19 protein-coding genes are annotated in these 18,761 nt (G+C 55.6%); 17 read left to right on the top strand and 2 right to left on the bottom strand.

Translation table 11 applies throughout. The features are described from left to right. Positions 1–32: 32 nt before the first annotated feature. The 17 genes from K8V32_RS06710 (at position 33) to K8V32_RS06790 (ending at position 17,012) form a co-directional block, all read left to right on the top strand. Positions 33–1,349: a homoserine dehydrogenase gene (locus tag K8V32_RS06710; protein WP_303904770.1), complete on the top strand. Its 1,317-nt coding sequence runs from the start codon at positions 33–35 to the stop codon at positions 1,347–1,349. Beyond that, positions 1,346–2,329: a homoserine kinase gene (thrB, locus tag K8V32_RS06715; RefSeq protein WP_303904773.1), complete on the top strand. Its 984-nt coding sequence runs from the start codon at positions 1,346–1,348 to the stop codon at positions 2,327–2,329. Before K8V32_RS06710 ends, thrB begins: the two co-directional genes overlap by 4 nt. A 290-nt stretch (positions 2,330–2,619) precedes the next feature. Beyond that, entirely contained in the window at positions 2,620–4,692 is a 2,073-nt protein-coding gene (rho, locus tag K8V32_RS06720; RefSeq protein ID WP_303904944.1) for a transcription termination factor Rho, read from the top strand. Between the two features lie 88 nt (positions 4,693–4,780). Then, positions 4,781–5,872: a peptide chain release factor 1 gene (gene prfA / locus K8V32_RS06725; protein WP_524536704.1), complete on the top strand. Its 1,092-nt coding sequence runs from the start codon at positions 4,781–4,783 to the stop codon at positions 5,870–5,872. Next, positions 5,869–6,804 (top strand): peptide chain release factor N(5)-glutamine methyltransferase, encoded by a 936-nt coding sequence (prmC, locus tag K8V32_RS06730; protein WP_303904776.1) that lies wholly within the window; start codon positions 5,869–5,871, stop codon positions 6,802–6,804. The genes prfA and prmC overlap by 4 nt, the downstream gene beginning before the upstream one ends. 5 nt (positions 6,805–6,809) lie before the next feature. Further along, a complete protein-coding gene (locus tag K8V32_RS06735; RefSeq protein ID WP_303904778.1) occupies positions 6,810–7,523 on the top strand; it encodes an L-threonylcarbamoyladenylate synthase in 714 nt (237 codons plus the stop codon). Next, the gene (locus K8V32_RS06740; protein WP_303904781.1) at positions 7,520–8,707 is read left to right on the top strand and encodes an MraY family glycosyltransferase; all 1,188 of its coding nucleotides are present in this window, start codon (positions 7,520–7,522) and stop codon (positions 8,705–8,707) included. Before K8V32_RS06735 ends, K8V32_RS06740 begins: the two co-directional genes overlap by 4 nt. Continuing rightward, the gene (locus K8V32_RS06745) at positions 8,685–9,092 is read left to right on the top strand and encodes a hypothetical protein (protein ID WP_303904784.1); all 408 of its coding nucleotides are present in this window, start codon (positions 8,685–8,687) and stop codon (positions 9,090–9,092) included. The genes K8V32_RS06740 and K8V32_RS06745 overlap by 23 nt, the downstream gene beginning before the upstream one ends. Positions 9,093–9,502: 410 nt before the next feature. Then, positions 9,503–10,255, top strand: a complete 753-nt coding sequence (atpB, locus tag K8V32_RS06750; RefSeq protein ID WP_303904950.1) for a F0F1 ATP synthase subunit A — start codon at positions 9,503–9,505, stop codon at positions 10,253–10,255. A 173-nt stretch (positions 10,256–10,428) separates the two neighbouring features. Then, entirely contained in the window at positions 10,429–10,644 is a 216-nt protein-coding gene (atpE, locus tag K8V32_RS06755) for an ATP synthase F0 subunit C (protein ID WP_022871288.1), read from the top strand. A 67-nt stretch (positions 10,645–10,711) separates the two neighbouring features. After that, positions 10,712–11,287, top strand: a complete 576-nt coding sequence (locus K8V32_RS06760; RefSeq protein WP_043057010.1) for a F0F1 ATP synthase subunit B — start codon at positions 10,712–10,714, stop codon at positions 11,285–11,287. Next, positions 11,287–12,099 (top strand): F0F1 ATP synthase subunit delta, encoded by an 813-nt coding sequence (locus K8V32_RS06765; RefSeq protein ID WP_303904794.1) that lies wholly within the window; start codon positions 11,287–11,289, stop codon positions 12,097–12,099. The genes K8V32_RS06760 and K8V32_RS06765 overlap by 1 nt, the downstream gene beginning before the upstream one ends. Before the next feature lie 75 nt (positions 12,100–12,174). Next, positions 12,175–13,809, top strand: a complete 1,635-nt coding sequence (gene atpA, locus K8V32_RS06770; RefSeq protein ID WP_303904953.1) for a F0F1 ATP synthase subunit alpha — start codon at positions 12,175–12,177, stop codon at positions 13,807–13,809. Positions 13,810–13,872: 63 nt separating this feature from the next. Next, positions 13,873–14,769, top strand: a complete 897-nt coding sequence (locus K8V32_RS06775; RefSeq protein WP_303904797.1) for a F0F1 ATP synthase subunit gamma — start codon at positions 13,873–13,875, stop codon at positions 14,767–14,769. 59 nt (positions 14,770–14,828) lie between these two features. Further along, a complete protein-coding gene (atpD, locus tag K8V32_RS06780) occupies positions 14,829–16,283 on the top strand; it encodes a F0F1 ATP synthase subunit beta (RefSeq protein WP_303904801.1) in 1,455 nt (484 codons plus the stop codon). A 5-nt stretch (positions 16,284–16,288) separates the two neighbouring features. Continuing rightward, positions 16,289–16,558, top strand: coding sequence for a F0F1 ATP synthase subunit epsilon (locus K8V32_RS06785; RefSeq protein WP_043057005.1), 270 nt, complete (start codon positions 16,289–16,291; stop codon positions 16,556–16,558). A gap of 1 nt (position 16,559) precedes the next feature. Continuing rightward, a complete protein-coding gene (locus tag K8V32_RS06790; protein ID WP_303904805.1) occupies positions 16,560–17,012 on the top strand; it encodes a DUF2550 family protein in 453 nt (150 codons plus the stop codon). 87 nt (positions 17,013–17,099) lie between these two features. Here K8V32_RS06790 and K8V32_RS06795 read toward each other — a convergent pair whose 3' ends face one another. After that, complete coding sequence (locus K8V32_RS06795; protein WP_303904808.1) at positions 17,100–18,035, bottom strand: hypothetical protein; 936 nt, start codon at positions 18,033–18,035, stop codon at positions 17,100–17,102. Further along, positions 18,019–18,714 (bottom strand): endonuclease NucS, encoded by a 696-nt coding sequence (gene nucS / locus K8V32_RS06800; RefSeq protein ID WP_303904811.1) that lies wholly within the window; start codon positions 18,712–18,714, stop codon positions 18,019–18,021. Before nucS ends, K8V32_RS06795 begins: the two co-directional genes overlap by 17 nt. Positions 18,715–18,761: the final 47 nt, after the last annotated feature.

Raw genomic sequence — 18,761 nt, forward strand, 5'->3', positions numbered from 1 at the left:
CATAGCCACATTCATTATCGACTCGGAGGACCATGACCACTGCATCTGAGACCCCAGCCCTGAACATTGCGTTGCTGGGCGGTGGAACCGTCGGATCACAGGTTGCTCGAATTCTCACCGAGGACGCTGATGCCCTCACCCAACGCATCGGCGCCAAACTGCAGCTGACCAAGATTTTTGTGCGCAACCCGCAGGCCACCCGCGACTACCAGCTGCCTGCCGAGTACTACTCCGATGATATTGACGAGGTCATGGCCGATGCCGATATCGTCGTCGAACTGATGGGCGGCATTGACCCGGCGCGGGAGCTGATTCTCAAGGCCATAGCCCAGGGCTCCAACGTCGTCACCGGAAATAAAGCCCTGCTAGCTACCCACGGTAATGAACTGTATGAAGCCGCAGCCCAGGCCGGCGTCCAACTATCCTTCGAGGCCGCCGTTGCCGGGGCCATTCCGATTCTGCGACCGCTGCGCGACTCCTTGTCGGGCGACCGGGTCACCCGCGTTATGGGCATTGTCAACGGGACCACGAACTACATTCTGGACCAAATGGACACCACCGGGGCCTCGTTTAATGATGCGCTGGCTGAAGCTCAACGCTTAGGCTATGCCGAAGCCGATCCAACCGCTGATGTTGGGGGAGAAGACGCCGCAGCCAAGGCCGCGATCCTGGCACACCTGGCCTTTCATGCACCGTTTACCCTGGACCAGGTCTATACCGAAGGCATCGCCGAAATCACTGACCTGGATCACAAGGCTGCTGCCAGTGCCGGCTACATTATCAAGCTGCTGGCCATCGCTGAACAACTCGATGACCCCGCCGGTGTGGTGCTGCGCGTGCACCCAACCCTGCTGCCACGACAACACCCGCTGGCTTCGGTTCGCGACGCCTATAACGCCGTGTTTGTCGAAGCCGAAAACGCCGGCGAATTGATGTTCTATGGTCCCGGCGCCGGTGGAGCGCCAACCGCATCCGCCGTGATGGGCGATGTGATGTCAATCGCCAAGCGCAAACTGCGCGGTGGTCCAGGCCGTACCCACACCGCACGCCGGGAGCTGGATTCCCTGGAGATTGGTGAAACCACGACCCGCTACATGATGGTCGTACGGGCCGCTGATGCACCGGGTGTCCTGGCCAAGGTTGCCGGCACCTTTGCTGAGCACAACGTGTCGATCAAATCAATGAATCAGACCCCAGATGTGGCCTCAACCGAAGAACACAAGACCGCACTGCTATCGTTTATCACCCACCGTGCCAAGGAATCTCAGTTGGCTAAAACACTTGAAGCAACTAAATCACTGGACGTCGTTGACGACGTGTTGTCCGTCATGCGGGTCGAAGGTAAATGATCGTGGCATCACCGGCCACTACACCACCAGCTAACCGGGTCCCAGTTGGCATCGTTGCCAAAATTAAGGTACCGGCCACTTCGGCGAACCTCGGGCCCGGCTTCGACAGCGCAGGCGTTGCGGTAGCACTGTTTGATGAATTGGAAATCCGCACCACGGAGGCAGGGTTTAGCGCAACCGTTGAGGGCGAGGGACACAACTACCTGCCCACCGATGCCCGGCATCTGATCATCACCCAAATTCGTGCCCGACTGGAACAACTCGGCTGGCATCTGCCCGGTCTGGAACTACACGCCATCAACCGAATTCCACACTCTCGTGGTCTAGGATCTTCGGCCGCCGCACACATTGCAGCCGCCCTGGCCGTCAAAGCCCTGTTGCCCCAGCACTGTGACATCACCAACGAAGATCTGTTGCAGTGGGCCTCTGAAGCCGAAGGCCACCCGGATAATGTGGCCCCGGCGGTCTATGGCGGGCTGACCTTTTCCTGGAGTGAGTCAGACAACGACGGCGTCAAATATTATCGCAGCCTGCAGCTCACCGCGCACAAAGCGGTGACCCCCGTTGTTGCTATTCCATCCAAGCCGTTGTCCACGGCGGCCGCCCGAACCCTGCTGCCGGCTAGCGTGCCCTACACTGAAGCCGTAGCCAATGCTTCGCGAGCAGCGTTATTAGCCCCCGCGATGACGACAAACCCGGAATTGCTATTGGCCGCCACCGAAGACTGGTTACACCAAAAATATCGGCAACCATCAATGCCCGAAACCCTGGCCCACATCGCCGCATTGCGTGACCAAGGACATGCCGCCGTCGTCTCCGGAGCCGGCCCAACCCTGTGCGTTTTCGCTGCGGATTCGGCCGAAGCCAACGTTGTCGCGGACAAGCTAACCCAGCGGGCAGCGAAATCTGAGCAACACTGGGATGTTAGGATTCTGCCTGTAGCCGCTCAAGGTGCTACCATGGAAGTATTCCGGCCATAACGAGAACGTTTTACGGTTTGGAGCTTTTCTGAACCGATCGTATTCGGCCTGGTTTTTACCGCAGTTCTGCGGAAAGTTTTTGATAACCCATCATCCTAGATGTCAGGTTATCCAACACGATAGACACCTCCGTTGACACTACTGTGCAACATGAGGTGCTCGCTATATTGCAATCACACCACGACAATCTGACGTAACCACAGTCGCGTCAGGCTTGTTATCAAATCTGCGGGTATCTTAAAGCCCGTACCGACGAGGGGGAAGGAACCTTCGTGACTGAACAAGACACAATGCAGGCACCAACCGAAAATGGGTCTGCTGGCCTGGGTAGCCTCAAATTGACCCAACTTCGAGACTTAGCGTCGCAGCTGGGTATCACTGGTATCTCCCGGATGCGCAAAGCCCAGCTGGTAGAAGTCATCACCGACCACCAGCGCGGCGGTGGCAGTACTGAACGTCCAGCTGCCCAAAAAGCCAAGACCGCCGAGGCAAAACAAACCAAGACGGCAGAATCTAAACAAGACAAGGCTGCCGAATCAAAATCGCAAAAATCGCGGACAACTTCGCGGGCCAAGAAGCCCGGCACCAAGGCATCCGACACCGCTGCCGTAACTGATCAGACGCAGACCAAGTCTGACTCCACCAAGGAAAAATCGGCTGACCAGCAAGACCAAGAACAGCTGGACATTCAACAAGACACTGGCGCTGAAGAATCCAAGCAGCGCCAGCAACAGTCCGGCCGTGGACGCCGCGGTGGCCGCAGCCAGCAATCACGTAACGACAAAACCGCACGCGAAGAGTCGACCCCCAAGACCGACAACGCCGAGCAGCAAGACGACGAAAAAGCTGATGAGCAAGGGTCCAGCCAGCGTGGCCGCGGTCAACGCACCCGAAATCAGCAGCGTCGCGATCAAGAACGCCAACGCCGTGATTCTCGGGACGATCAAGACTCATCTGAGGATCAGGAAACCGATGCATCCGGTGACGACAAACAGGACGGTTCTCGCCGTCGTCGTGATGATGACCAGCGCAACCAGCGCCGTCAGCGTCAACGCGATCGCAACCGCTCGCGTGATCGTCGTCGTGATCAGGATCATGACCAAGATTCCGATGACGATCAGCAGCAACACGACGTTTCTGAAGATGAATCGCTCGTACCGATCTCCGGCATCCTCGACGTGCTCGACAACTATGCATTCGTGCGCACTTCGGGCTACCTGCCCGGTCCCAACGATGTCTACGTATCCATGGCCATGGTCAAACGCTATGGCCTGCGCAAAGGTGACGCAGTACGCGGCCAGGTTCGTGCCCCGGGCGAAGGTGACGATGGTAGCAACCAGGGCGGTGGCCGCGGACGCGGTGGCCGTGGTGGACGCAACCGTCGCAGTGGTGGCGGTGGCAATCGTCAGAAATTCAATGCGCTGGTCAAACTTGACTGGGTCAACGGCCAAGAAGCCGTAGAAAACCCCAACCGTGTTGAATTCAACAAACTTACCCCGCTGTACCCCAAAGAACGCTTGCGGTTGGAAGATAATAATCCAAAAGACATGGGCCCACGCCTGGTGGACCTCGTCGCACCGATTGGCAAAGGTCAGCGCGGTCTGATTGTCTCACCACCAAAAGCCGGTAAGACAATGATGCTCCAATCCATTGCCAACGCCATCACCACCAATAACCCCGAGGTCAAACTCATGATGGTGCTGGTGGATGAGCGTCCAGAAGAAGTCACCGACATGCAGCGCTCGGTCCGCGGTGAAGTCATCGCGTCAACATTCGACCGCCCGGCCGAAGACCACACCACAGTTGCTGAACTGTCGATCGAACGTGCCAAGCGCATGGTAGAACTCGGCCACGACGTCGTCGTCCTGCTGGACTCGATGACCCGTCTGGGCCGTGCCTACAACCTGACCGCACCAGCCTCGGGCCGAATCCTATCCGGTGGTGTTGACTCGGCAGCACTGTACCCACCCAAGAAATTCTTTGGTGCAGCCCGAAATATCGAAGGCGGCGGTTCGCTGACCATTCTGGCCACCGCCCTGGTTGAGACCGGGTCGCGCATGGACGAAGTGATTTTCGAAGAGTTCAAGGGAACCGGCAACATGGAACTGCGCCTGTCCCGCGAACTGTCAGAACGTCGTATCTTCCCAGCCATCGATATCAACGCATCGGGTACCCGACGCGAAGAAAACCTGTTGACCGCAGAAGAAATTCGCATCATGTGGCGGCTGCGCCGCGTGCTGTCCGGTCTGGAAACCCAGCAGGCTCTGGAACTGTTGACTTCCAAGCTCAAAGAAACCGAAACCAACGCGGAATTTCTGATGCTGGTCTCCAAGACCACTCTGCGTGGTCAGACAGAATCTTAGCAAGCATGCTGAAACCATCGCGCGACCAGATACGGTTGCGCGATGGTTTTTTCATCTGCACTAAGATTTCAACTACGAGGTACCAAATATGATCTTCGATTCCATCAATAACCTGTTAGAAGAACATGCCGAGCTCACCGAAAAAATGGGAGACCCGGCAGTCCACGCAGACCAAGCCCTGGCACGTAAAGTCGGACGGCGCTTTGCCGAGTTGGAAAAAATCGTCAAAGCCCATAAACGCTGGCAACAACTCGGCCAAGACCTAGAAGACACCAAAGAACTCGCCGAAGAAGACGCGGACTTTGCAGCCGAAATTCCGGGGCTGGAAGCCAGTTACGAAGAAGCCAGCGAACTGCTACACCGGCTGCTGATTCCACGTGATCCCGACGACGCCCGCAACGTCATTTTAGAAATCAAAGGTGGCGAAGGTGGCGAGGAAGCAGCCCTATTTGCTTCCGACCTTGCCAGAATGTACCTGCGATATGCCGAGCATAAGGGTTGGAAAACCGAGATCATTTCGGCCACCGAATCCGATCTGGGCGGCTATAAAGACGTCCACATCGGTATTTCATCCAATACCAACGATCCGGCCGAAGGTGTGTTCGCACACCTGAAATTCGAAGGCGGCGTCCACCGCGTCCAACGAGTGCCCGTAACCGAATCCCAAGGACGTATTCACACATCAGCTGCCGGTGTCCTGGTGTTCCCGGAAGTCGATGAACCAGAAGAAATTGCTATCAACCAAACTGACCTGAAGATCGATGTGTATCGTTCCTCCGGTCCAGGTGGTCAGCACGTCAACACCACCGACTCCGCGGTGCGCATTACCCACTTGCCCACCGGCATCGTGGTGGCCATGCAGAACGAAAAATCCCAAATCCAAAACCGTGAAGCAGCCATGCGTGTGCTGCGGTCGCGACTCTTGGCTTGGCAGCAAGAACAACTCGACGCCGAAGCCGCCGAGACCCGCGCCTCCCAGGTTCGCACCATGGATCGGTCCGAACGCATTCGTACCTACAACTTCCCAGAAAACCGCATCGCCGATCACCGCACCGGATACAAAGCCAATAACCTGGATCGGGTGCTAGAAGGCGAACTGGATCCGGTTATTGATTCGTTGATCGAAATGGACGAAGCCGAACGTCTTGCCGCACTGGGCGAAAACTCCAAGGCCTCATGACCGACGTCAACCAGGTGATCCGCCTGGTTCAAAACCACTTGAGCCAGGCGGATATTGACTCGCCACAGGCCGAGGCGGCGACGATCGTTGCTCATGTTCTAGGTATTTCCCGTGGCCGACTCGGAGTACTCCGGGCGCTAGCAGAACGGCTCGATGCTAAGGCTGTAGAACAAATTACCCAACTTGCCAAAGCTCGCGCCACGCGCACACCACTGCAATATTTGATCGGTACCGCCGCGTTCTATGGCCTCGAGGTCAAGGTCGCACCCGGGGTGTTTATTCCTCGAGTCGAAACTGAAATCCTGGTTGAAACCACGCTCCGACATTTCGCGTCACACCCCGGACCACTGAAGATTCTCGACCTGTGTACTGGCACGGGCGCCATCGCCGCAGCTCTAGCCGAGCAGTTGCAGCAGCGGAACATCCCTACACAGCTGTGGGCGATCGATATCTGCCCCCAAGCAGCCCAACTTGCCGACGAAAACACCACACAGTACAACGTTTCCGTATTGTGCGCAGATGCCACCGACCATCACAACGTCATCACAGCAGCGCCCGAACTTGCACCGTTGCGAGCACAAATTGACGCGGTCGTCGCCAATCCGCCCTATATTCCCACCACGACGCCGGTCACACAATACGAAGCCGAACAAGACCCCGACCTTGCCCTATACGGTGGGTCAGCGGATGGCACGGCCATCCCGTTGCGCATTGCCGAACAGGCGGCCGGATGGCTTGCACCGGGCGGGTTTTTCATGATGGAACATGACCACACCCACGCCCAACAACTCGTGGATGCACTCACCGCTGACCCCGCATGGGAACAACCACAAACCGTCAAAGATCTCACCGGTGCCCAGCGATTCGTTATGGCAATTCGCACACCATCGGTGAAACCAACACCGAATTCATCCCCAACCCTGGCACAATAACTATCGTGACTCAGCTGTTCGACGCCCAACAATCAGACCAACGGACCGCCGCCATTGCCGCGGCGAGTCAAGCCATCGGCCAACGTGAACTCATCGTCCTACCCACCGACACCGTCTATGGTGTAGGTGCCGATGCGTTTAGCCCCCAAGCGGTGGCTGTGCTCTTGGCAGCCAAGGGACGCTCACGGCAATCACCGCCGCCAGTGTTAATCGCCAATATGCAGGTCTTGGATGCACTAGCAGCCGAGATCCCACCCACCGGCAGACAACTTGCTGAAGCCTTCTGGCCCGGTGCCCTAACGCTGATCTTCAACGCCCAACCCTCACTCTCCTGGGACCTTGGTGAAACCCACGGCACCGTTGCACTACGGCAACCGGCAGATGAACTCACCCAACACATCCTGCAAAATACCGGACCACTGGCAGTATCCTCTGCCAACCGGCACGGTCAGCCAGCAGCAACCACAGTCCACCAAGCCCAAGAGGCCCTAGGAGAATCCATAGCCGTTTACATTCACGACGGTGATCGTGTGGCACAACCAGCATCCACCATTGTAGATTGCACGGTTACTCCGCATCGGGTCCTGCGTGCCGGCGCCATCACCATCCAACAGCTCCGCGAAGTCGTTGCCGATGTATTAGACATCAATGACCCCCAACCAACACCTGATGCCGGGCCATCAGAACCCCCGGCATCGGAGGATTCTTCGTCCTTATGAAGGTCTATCTCGCCATCGTGGCCATCACCGCGCTGATCAGTTTCGCACTGACCCCGATGGCACGCATGTTAGGTGTTCGCGGACGCGTCTACACACCCACGCGCAAACGTGACATGCACCGCGAACCCATCCCCAAACTTGGGGGAGCAGCCATGGCGTTAGCGGTCATGATCGTCCTGGGGGCTGGTTCACTGATCCCATTTTTATCCGGGATCTACCAAGCGCCCATTGTCGGGATCTTATTGGCAATTCTGGTCACGCTCATCATGGGTGTGGCAGATGATCTGTGGGACTTACACTGGATCATCAAATTTGCTGGCCAAATACTGGCCGCAGGCATTGTGGCGGCAGCTGGGATCCGCGTGGAAGCCATGCCGGTTGGCTGGATCCACGTTGATAATGAACTCGCGCAGATCGTTATTACCATTTTCGTTATTGTGCTTACGATCAATGCGTTCAACTTCATTGATGGACTTGATGGACTGGCAGCCGGTGTGGCCATCATCGGTGGGTCAGCCTTCTTTATTTACAGTTACATCCTCACCAGAACCATCAACGCCTATGACTACTCCAACCTGGCAACCCTGCTGACTGCGCTACTCATCGGCGCCTGCCTGGGCTTTCTACCGTTTAATTTCCATCCGGCACGCATCTTCATGGGAGAAGTCGGTGCCCAGCTCATTGGCTTGCTCATGGCCACCGCTGCCGTGGCCGTCACAGCAGATCTGGGAGCACTAGAAGGTTTCCGCTTCCGGAACATTCCCGCCTATATGCCGATCTTGCTGCCCCTAGCCGTCATGATCCTGCCGCTATTGGATCTGTTTATGGCTGTGCTTCGCAGAACAGCACGACGAAGCTCCCCATTTAGTGCCGATCGTGGCCACATCCACCACAAACTCGTCGACGGCGGCTACACTCACCGACAAGCAGTACTACTGCTGTACTTATGGACCTTTGTCGTTGGATACGGTGCTGTTTCGCTGACGTATTTCCCAGCAGAGATCGTTATATCCGTAACAATCGTCGCTTTGGCACTGCTTATTTTGCTAACGCTTCGACCTTGGATGGCGCGACGGGCCTATTATCGACGACTCAATCAGCTGCGCGCAGCACGTGCTGCCGAACGAGCGCTGAATCAATCGGCAGAACAAGGTGACACACATGGCAAAGAAACCCGTCAATAAACGTGGCTGGTGGGGGATCCTGATCCACGCCTCGTGGCCCACCTTCATCGGCATTGTTATCACCGCTGTGTCTTTCACCTTGGTCGAAAACGCTGACGCCGGACTCTCAGCGCTGATTGCCGGCATGATCGTCTGGGTCTTATCAGCTATCACTGTGTTGCTGATCGCCCTTGTGTGGCAACGGCGTCGGCATTTGGCGATCCCCGTGGCGATGGGAGTTTTTGTCGCCAAAATTGTCATCTTAGGATTTTTGCTCGCCCTGGTGCCTGCCCCAGACTGGTTACATACCGTCGGAGCTGCTATTGGAGCCCTCGTTGCGATCGTGATCTGGCAAGGCGCAGAAGTTCTTATATTTATCAATACCCGACGTTTGATCTACTCATAGTCCTTCAGATCAATGTGATTAAGACAACAGAAAGGGGCTGTGATACCCAGTGATTAACGCTCTGACAAGGTGTTTTGTTGGAATTTTTCGACATCACGTAGAAATAGTGTGAGTAATATCTCATACGATTTGCTAGATTGTACAAGCAACGTCGTTCCAAATAAGCGACTCAATGCGACACAGGTTAGTGTTTTTGCTAGACTATCCAAGGGCAAAAACGCGTTGAATATCGCAACTGCCTACAACAACACTCCGGCAACATCCCCGAAGCAGGTTCAAAAACCTAAACCTCCCCGTGGGATTCTTAAGAGAGGATTTGCGTGCTTCCACTCGTGCTAAGTTATCTCCCCACGCAGGGATACGTGCCGCCCACGATCGACGATGCGCACCCGCCAGATATCATTCCGTGGATGGCTGAGTACGGCACCGGGTTCGGCAAACAGATGGTGATGATCATTCTGTCGGTCATTCTCATCTGGGCACTGTTTGGCATCGCAATGCGCAAACCATCCCTGGTGCCAGGTCGACTTCAGTGGATCGCTGAATCCGGCTACGCCTTCGTTCGCAACGGCATGGGTCGCGACATTCTCGGTGAGAAACATTTCCGTCAGTGGGTACCACTGCTGTTTGCGACCTTCTTCTTCGTACTTTTCAATAACCTATTCGGTGCAATCCCGATTTTGCAGTTGCCATCGTTCTCGCATGCTGGTGCCGCATACTCGATCGCCATCATCATGTACATCGTGTGGATCGGCGTCGGCCTGCGTCACCATGGCATCAAGTACTTCAAATTGGCTGTCGTCCCACAGGGTGTTCCCGGTTGGATTCTGCCACTGTTGGTTCCACTGGAAATCATCTCGAACTTCATCGTTCGTCCGCTGACACACTCACTGCGTTTAATGGCCACCATGCTGGCCGGTCACATGATCGTTATGCTGGCTGGCTCCGGTGCGGAATACCTCATCACTCAAACTGACAGCATTCTCAACGCTGGTCTTGGTATCGGTGTCATTATCGGTTCGGTTGCACTGTACTTCTTGGAACTATTAATCATGGTGCTGCAGGCATTCGTCTTTACCTTGCTGACGGCGCTGTATATCCAAGGGGCAATTGATGCCCAGCCGGAACCTGCAGTAGACACGTCAACGACTGTCGCGGCGTAACTGCAAACGGTTTGCCTACAATTCAATATTTGATACAGAAATTTGGCGATTCGGACTTACGGATCGCAACGGTGAGATACACGCCGTGAAATATCTTCCTGGTACCGGTACCCATCGGATCCCCGCCGGGAACCCTCCACAACCTGCCTGTTAGGCATCTTGAAAGGAACACAATGGAACTGCACGGTTCATTGAACATGATCGGTTACGGTCTGGCCGCAATTGGCTCCGCTATTGGTGTGGGTCTGATCTTCGCTGCATACATCAACGGTGTAGCACGTCAGCCAGAATCCCAGTCGCAGCTGCAGCCAATTGCGCTGCTTGGTTTCGCTCTGGCAGAAGCTCTTGCCATTCTTGGTCTGGTCTTCGCCTTCGTTATTGGAGCCTAGGCGCCATCCACGGTCGGTTATCATCCGACCTGATATGTCTGTAATGAACACTTAAGGATGGTTTGAAATGATCAATAGCATGACGATCATGGCGGCCGCCGCGGAACAGGAGCAAGCGAACCCGCTGATCCCAAATATTTGGGAAATTGTGGTTACGTCGGTTGGTTTCCTCGTCCTCTTGTTCATCGTCATCAAATTCGTCGTTCCGGCAATGGAGAAATCTTATGTCGAACGTCGGGATGCGATCGAAGGTGGACTTGAGCGCGCTCAGGCTGCACAAGCAGAAGCTGCACAATTAAAAAACAACTACGAACAGCTCCTGCAAGAAGCCCGCACCGAGGCCAGCCAAATTCGCGAGCAGGCTCGTACTGAAGCGGCACAGATTGTTACAGAGGCCCGTCAGAATGCTTCTGCCGAAGCGTCTCGCATCTCTGAACAAGCTTCTGTTCAGATCGCTGCTGAACGCCAGCAGGCCGTTGCAGCCTTGCGTACCGAAGTCGGTACCCTCGCAACATCGCTGGCTTCCAAGATTGTTGGTGAAGCTCTTGATGACGATGCACGTTCCCAGCGTGTAGTCGACCGCTTCCTGGCAGACTTGGAGAAGGAACAGGCCTCAACCACGAGTGCAGGTGCAACTGAGTAATGTCACAAGCATCGCGTGATTCATTGGCACAACTGCACACCGAGCTGAAAGCGACCCTTTCAGCCGGAGGAGTCGAACTCGGCGCCGAACTGTTTGCGGCTTTGAAAGTGATCGACGAAAACGGTGCACTGCGCCGGTCGATCACCGACCCAACGGTTGAAGCCAACCGACGTCAAGAACTCATTCGCAAGGTCTTTGCTAATAAAGTCGCAACAAACACTGTGACCGTACTGCAAGATCTTGCCGGCGTACGCTGGACCACCGAACGCGAATTCGGTGATGCACTCGAAGAGATGGCAGCTACTACCGCTATCTACAACGCCGAACAGGGCGGTCTTGCAGGTCTGAAAACGCTCACACAGCAACTGCTGGAATTCAACCGTGTTGTTGAAGCCAGCCACGAACTGCAACGAGCACTAACAGACCAACAAGCACCGGTATCCTCCCGAGGCGATCTGGCTGACAACCTCATGTCGGCCAACGCCCTGAACTCAGCCAAATTACTGGTACGTCAGGCCGTTGAAAACCCTCGCGGAGTCAAACCTGTTGATCTTGTTCGTCGTTTCGCTGATCTGAGCGCACAGCAACAACGTCAGTGGATCGCCGATGTGACGGTGGCCCGTCCACTCCAGCAAGCTCAGCTTGATCGCTTGGCTGGCTCGCTGTCGTCCACTTTTGGTCGCCAGCTGCAGCTGAACGTTCACACTGACCCGCAGCTGATCGGCGGAATCCGGATCCAAGTTGGTGACGAAGTCATTGACTCCTCGGTCGCTTCTCGACTGAACGATCTGAACACTAAACTGGCCGGCTGAAACCGGCACTCGAAACCTATACAACTAGGCCCATCACCACAATGATGTGGCATGAAAAGAGAGCAGGGACTGCAGATGGCCGATTTGACCATCAACGCTGACGACGTCCGTGATGCCCTAAACGAGTTTGCGGAGTCGTACGAACCGGCCGACACCGAACGTGTCGAAGTCGGCTATGTCACGAGCGCAGCTGACGGTATTGCCCGTGTGGAAGGTCTTCCTTCCGTTATGTCTAACGAACTTCTTCGTTTCGACAATGGCATCACTGGACTGGCTCAGAACCTCGACCCACGTGAAATTGGCGTCGTTGTCCTGGGAGACTTCCAGGGTATTCAAGAAGGTATGAAAGTTTACCGTACCGGCGACGTACTGTCCGTACCGGTTGGTGACGCTTTCATGGGTCGTGTTGTGAACCCACTGGGTGAACCAATCGACAACCTCGGTGCAATCGAAGACGAAGGCCGCCGTGCACTGGAACTCCAGGCACCAGGTGTTACCCAGCGTAAGTCGGTACACGAACCACTTCAGACCGGGATGAAAGCCATTGACGCGATGATTCCGATCGGCCGTGGCCAGCGTCAGCTGATCATTGGTGACCGTCAGACCGGTAAAACCGCGATCGGTGTCGATGCGATCCTGAACCAGAAAGCGAACTGGGAATCGGGGGATCCGAATAAGCAGGTGCGTTGTATCTACGTTGCTGTGGGCCAGAAGGCTTCCACGATCGCATCGGTTCGTGCCACCCTGGAACGTGAAGGCGCACTGGAATACACCACCATCGTTGCCTCACCAGCATCTGACCCAGCAGGCTTCAAATACCTGGCACCATACGCCGGATCAGCCATCGGTCAGCACTGGATGTACGGTGGCAAACACGTTCTGATTATTTTCGACGACCTATCGAAACAGGCTGAAGCATACCGTGCTGTATCGCTGCTGTTGCGTCGTCCTCCAGGCCGTGAAGCCTACCCAGGTGACGTGTTTTACCTTCACTCGCGGCTGTTGGAACGTTGTGCGAAACTCTCCGATGAACTGGGTGCCGGCTCCATGACCGGTCTGCCAATCGTTGAGACCAAAGCTAACGATGTTTCGGCCTACATCCCAACCAACGTTATTTCGATTACCGACGGCCAGATCTTCTTACAGTCTGACCTGTTCAACGCCAACCAGCGTCCAGCTGTTGACGTTGGTATCTCGGTATCACGCGTTGGTGGTGCAGCCCAGACCAAGGCGCTGAAATCTGTCTCCGGTACTCTGCGCATTGATCTGGCACAGTACCGCGATATGGAAGCCTTTGCGATGTTTGCCTCGGACCTTGATGCATCGACTCGTCGACAACTGGACCGTGGTGCACGGCTGATGGAACTGCTCAAGCAGCCGCAGTACACCCCATACCCGGTTGAAGACCAGGTTGTTTCGATCTGGGCTGGTTCGCAAGGTCACATGGACGATGTTCCAGTCTCCGATGTGCTGCGCTTTGAATCAGAATTCTTGCAGCACCTGCGTCTGAACAACATTGCATTAGCTGACATTGCCGAATCCGGTCGTTTGAACGATGATGTCATTGCGGTCTTGGAGCAGGAAGTGACCAGCTTCAAGAAGTCCTTCCTCGCTCAGGGAGGCAATACCGTCCAGCCTGGCAACGAGGAATTCGACGCCATCGATGAGGACGCCGTTGAACAAGAACGCATCGTCCGCCAGAAACGCTGATCGACCCTAGCTCAAGGTGCCGGGAATACCCGGCACCTGCTATAGGTCACAGAAAGGAAAAGCATGTCAGCATCCGATATTCGGGTCTTTCGCAATAAGATCGATTCGACGACGTCGATGAAGAAGATCTTTAATGCGATGGAACTGATCGCTACTTCGCGAATCGGTAAGGCACGCCAGCGTGTGGCAGCATCGATGCCCTATGCGAATGCAATCACCCGGGCAGTTTCCGCCGTAGCCTCGCAACAAGACATTGAGCACGTTTTGACGTCGGAACCAGAAAACCCACGTCGCGCAGCCGTGCTCATCATGTCCAGCGACCGCGGTCTGGCCGGTGCATACTCCGCAAACATCCTGCGTCACGCAGAGACCTTGATCGAACGCCTTACTGATGAAGGCAAGACCGCCGACCTATACTTGATCGGTCGCAAGGCTCAGGCGTACTTTGATTTCCGTAACCGTTCGTATAAGAAATTCTGGACCGGTTCGACAGATAACCCAGAATTTGATGTCGCAAAGGACGTCGGCGAAACTCTTGTCGATGCCTTCCTAACCGACTATGAAGACGGCGGCGTGGACGAAATCCATATCGTCTATACCGAATTCAAGAGCATGGTCAAACAAGATCCAACGGTTGTTCGTCTTCTGCCACTGGAAATAGTGGAAGAAGAAGTCACCGACGAATCGGACTTATTGCCACTCTACGACTACGAACCAGCCCCAGAAGATGTCTTAGATGCACTGCTGCCGAAATACATTGAGTCGAGAATCTTCTCGTCGATGTTGCAGGCTGCCGCATCTGAACTGGCCAACCGTCAACGAGCTATGAGTGCAGCCGGTGATAACGCCGAAGATCTCATCCGTGAATACACTTTGCTGATGAACAACGCCCGTCAGGCTTCCATTACTCAGGAGCTCACCGAACTCATCGCCGGTGCAGATGCACTGGCAGAGTCCTAAACGGGCTGACACCACAGCCTCACTGACCCATATTCAACATCCACATAGAAGTGAGTTACATGACTGCCACTATGAATGAATCCGGTAGCGGCGCTACAACGGGCGCCGTGGGCCGCATTGCCCGCATTACCGGTCCCGTCATCGACGCTGAATTTCCAGCCGATGCCATGCCGGAAATTTACAACGCTCTAACAGTTCAACTGAACCTGGGCGGCCAGACTTCCACCATCACGTTCGAAGTCGCACAGCACCTGGGCGAAAATCTCGTTCGCGCTATCGCGATGCAGGCCACCGACGGATTGGTTCGGGGCCAGGAAGTGCTGGACACCGGTCGTCCTATTTCGGTTCCAGTCGGCGACGTCGTCAAGGGCCACATCTTCAACGCCCTGGGTGATTCCCTAGACCTGGATATCTCTGAGCTGGACGTACAGGAACGCTGGCCAATCCACCGCCAGCCACCAAACTTCGCTGACCTTGAATCCTCCACGCAGATGATGGAGACCGGAATCAAGGTTATCGACCTGCTAACCCCCTACATTCAGGGTGGAAAGATTGGTCTGTTTGGTGGTGCCGGTGTTGGTAAGACCGTTCTGATCCAGGAAATGATTACCCGTGTTGCTCGCAACTTCGGTGGTACTTCGGTATTCGCCGGTGTCGGTGAGCGTACCCGTGAAGGTAATGACCTCTGGGTTGAAATGGATGAAGCCGACGTGCTGAAAGACACCGCGCTAGTGTTCGGCCAAATGGACGAGCCACCTGGCACGCGTCTGCGCGTTGCACTGACCGGTCTGACCATGGCCGAGTACTTCCGTGATGTCCAGAAGCAGGACGTATTGTTGTTCATTGACAACATTTTCCGCTTCTCCCAGGCCGGAATGGAAGTTTCAACCCTACTGGGCCGTATGCCATCGGCTGTGGGGTACCAGCCAAACCTGGCCGACGAAATGGGTATCCTCCAGGAACGCATTACCTCAACCCGCGGTCACTCCATTACCTCCATGCAGGCCGTCTACGTCCCAGCCGACGACTACACTGACCCCGCTCCAGCCAACGTCTTTGCCCACCTGGATGCGACCACCAACTTGACCCGTGACCTGGCTTCGCGTGGTCTATACCCTGCGGTTGACCCACTGGCATCGACCTCTCGTCTGTTGGACCCACAGTACGTTGGTCAAGAGCACTACGACGTTGCTACCCGCGTCAAGCAGATCCTGCAGAAGAACAAAGAACTGCAAGACATCATCGCCATCCTCGGTGTCGACGAACTTTCTGAAGAAGACCGCGTCATCGTTGGCCGTGCACGCAAAATCGAACAGTTCCTGTCCCAAAACACCTACACTGCTAAGCAGTTCACCGGTGTCGAAGGCTCGACCGTTCCGATCAAGGACACCATCGAAGGCTTCAAGGCCATCGCCGACGGCGACCTTGACCACATTGCAGAACAGGCCTTCTACAACGTTGGTGGCCTGGATGATGTTGAACGCGAATGGGCAAAAATCCAGAAAGAAGGCTAAATCTCATGGCCGATAATTTTCTGGACGTCGAAATCGTTGCCGAAGACCACTTCGTGTGGTCTGGGCAAGCCCGCTCCGTGTCTGCCCGCACCATCGACGGTGAGATTGGGATTCTTCCCGGTCACACTCCGCTGCTCGCGGTGCTAGGTGACGGCGAAGTCGTGGTCGAAGCAGCAGACGGCGAAGCCGTGGTCGCACAGGCCAACGGCGGGTTCTTCTCGGTTGATTCAAATCGGGTGACCATCGCCGCAACGCAAGCGGAGCTGTCAGCCTAACATGCCGTCGTGGCTGGCCTGGACGCTTATCGGTATCGCGGTTATAGCGTTCGTAACGGTTATTATCATCGCCTGGCGATTATTTATGCTGCTACGAACACCCGGATCCTTTAAAGCCCGTCTGGTCAGCAAACACGACGACGAAAAACCCGGCAAACCTGTGGTCGTATCGTATAACGAATACTCGGTGGAAATCTTCAGCGTGTATTCGATGTGGCCGCGGCCGACCGCCAGTGTGCCTCGGCACACGCTCGATGTGACACGGTTCCCGCGTCGAACCCGCATTCGTTCCTGGTTGCGGTTAGACAATCTCGGAACCGGAGAAAACATCAAACTCAGCGCCGCGCACGCCCACGTGTCCGAACTGACCACATGGTACGAATCCGGCCCCGCTGTCGGCATCGGACACTGGCGTGAACCGCCACGACGTCGACAACGTCGGCGGTATTTCTAAGTTCATATGACAATCGGTCGACAGGGTACGTGGATGGCCCTGTCGACCGATTTCGTTAAGCACGATCGTAGACCAGCAGATTGCTATTCAGCGCTGCATCGCCGCACAAACTCGTTGATGATCAAATCCGGCGGCGACTAAATTTTCATGGATGGTCAATAAGTCTTTGCCACCCGAAGCCAGGGTGGTGCTGCCGGTAAGTTGTGGACCGGTTGCTTGAGGGTAGTGCAGTTCGGTGTGGCCCAACCGTGGACGTCCTGCTATTACTGGCTCAACGCCGCGGGGCAGTGTTGCAGCCGAGGCATCGGAGACCAAGCGGATTGCCTCGGGCCAGCGGTCCAGCCACCAGCGCACGAGGGGTAAATCCACGTGGTAGCCATCTGCAATCAACTCCACAATAACCTCACCGCTTGCTACCGCCTCTGCCACCGCGAGAACGGGTCCTGGATCGCGATGATGAAAACCACGCATCGCGTTATATAAATGGGTGATGGTCACCGGTTGACCCGTGAGCTCATGAATCAAGGCTATACCGTGGCGCATCTGGTGGTAATCGGCAGCGGTATGGCCCAGCGCAGGTTCGATACCGTGGCGGACCAGCTGCTCAACAGCATGCTCAAAGCCAGGCACTTCGGGAGCCAGCGTCATCATGGTGATCAGCTGGCTGTACTGTTGGTACTCAAATACGGTTTCTAGGAATAGCCTGCCACGTTCTTCTTGTGGGTTGATGATGGCCCCAACAGGATGCGCACCGGCATATTCGGGTGCAAGAAAAGGTCCTTCTAAATGCACGCCGTCTATGAGCCCATCTGACTGTAAGCAACGCAACCGGTCCAGCGTATTGGGCAGTGTTGCCCGGTCAACCGTCGGGATTGAAGCGGTGACACCGGTGGTTCGGCGGGAAGCCAGCAGGCTGAGCACCGCGCGAATGGCACTAACACTCGAGGTCGCAAAATCAACACCGGCCAGACCGTGAATGTGACGGTCGGAAAAGGTGTTGGTGCACTCAGAAGAGGCGCGCATCAGCATCGTCGACGCCTCGCATGGCATCGTAGTCTAAGGTCACGGTGCTAAAGCCCCGATCCTCGGCTAAAACACGTGCCTGTGGTTTGATCTGCTGGGCAGCGAAAATACCGTGCACAGGAGCCAGCAGGGGATCACGGTTGAGTAATTCAACGTACCGGGACAGTTGCTCGACGCCGTCGATATCTCCGCGACGCTTCAACTCGACTGCCACAGTTTCACCGGTGCCGTTCTTAGCCAAAATATCGACCGGCCCGATCGCTGTCATATATTCACGGCGGATGAGTTTATACCCTGAACCCAGCAGGTGAATCTGTTCGGCTAACAGCCGTTGCAGATCAGCCTCCACGCCATCTTTGACTAATCCCGGATCCACACCGAGTTCGTGGCTGGAATCGTGGTCGATACAGTAAATACTAATGATCAGGCGGTCATCTGACTTCTGCGACTGCACCGTCCAGATCGTTCCAATACCCTCTTGCCGCTCGGTCTCGGTGGGTTCGGAGACGAGTAACTTCGCCGGGGGAGTCATCCAGTTGAGCGGTTTATACGAACCACCATCGGAGTGGACCAGTACGGCACCGTCGGCCTTGATCATAATGAGGCGTTTGGCCGGGGGTAAATAGGCATTAAGCCGGCCAGCATAGGTGACAGAACATTCAGCAATGACAAGTCGCATAACGGGCCTTAGTCTACTGGGTATTTTGTATTTCATAGTGCAGCCGG

Origin of the sequence: Enteractinococcus helveticum (assembly GCF_020742345.1) — a bacterium.
GTDB lineage: Bacteria > Actinomycetota > Actinomycetes > Actinomycetales > Micrococcaceae > Yaniella > Yaniella helvetica_A.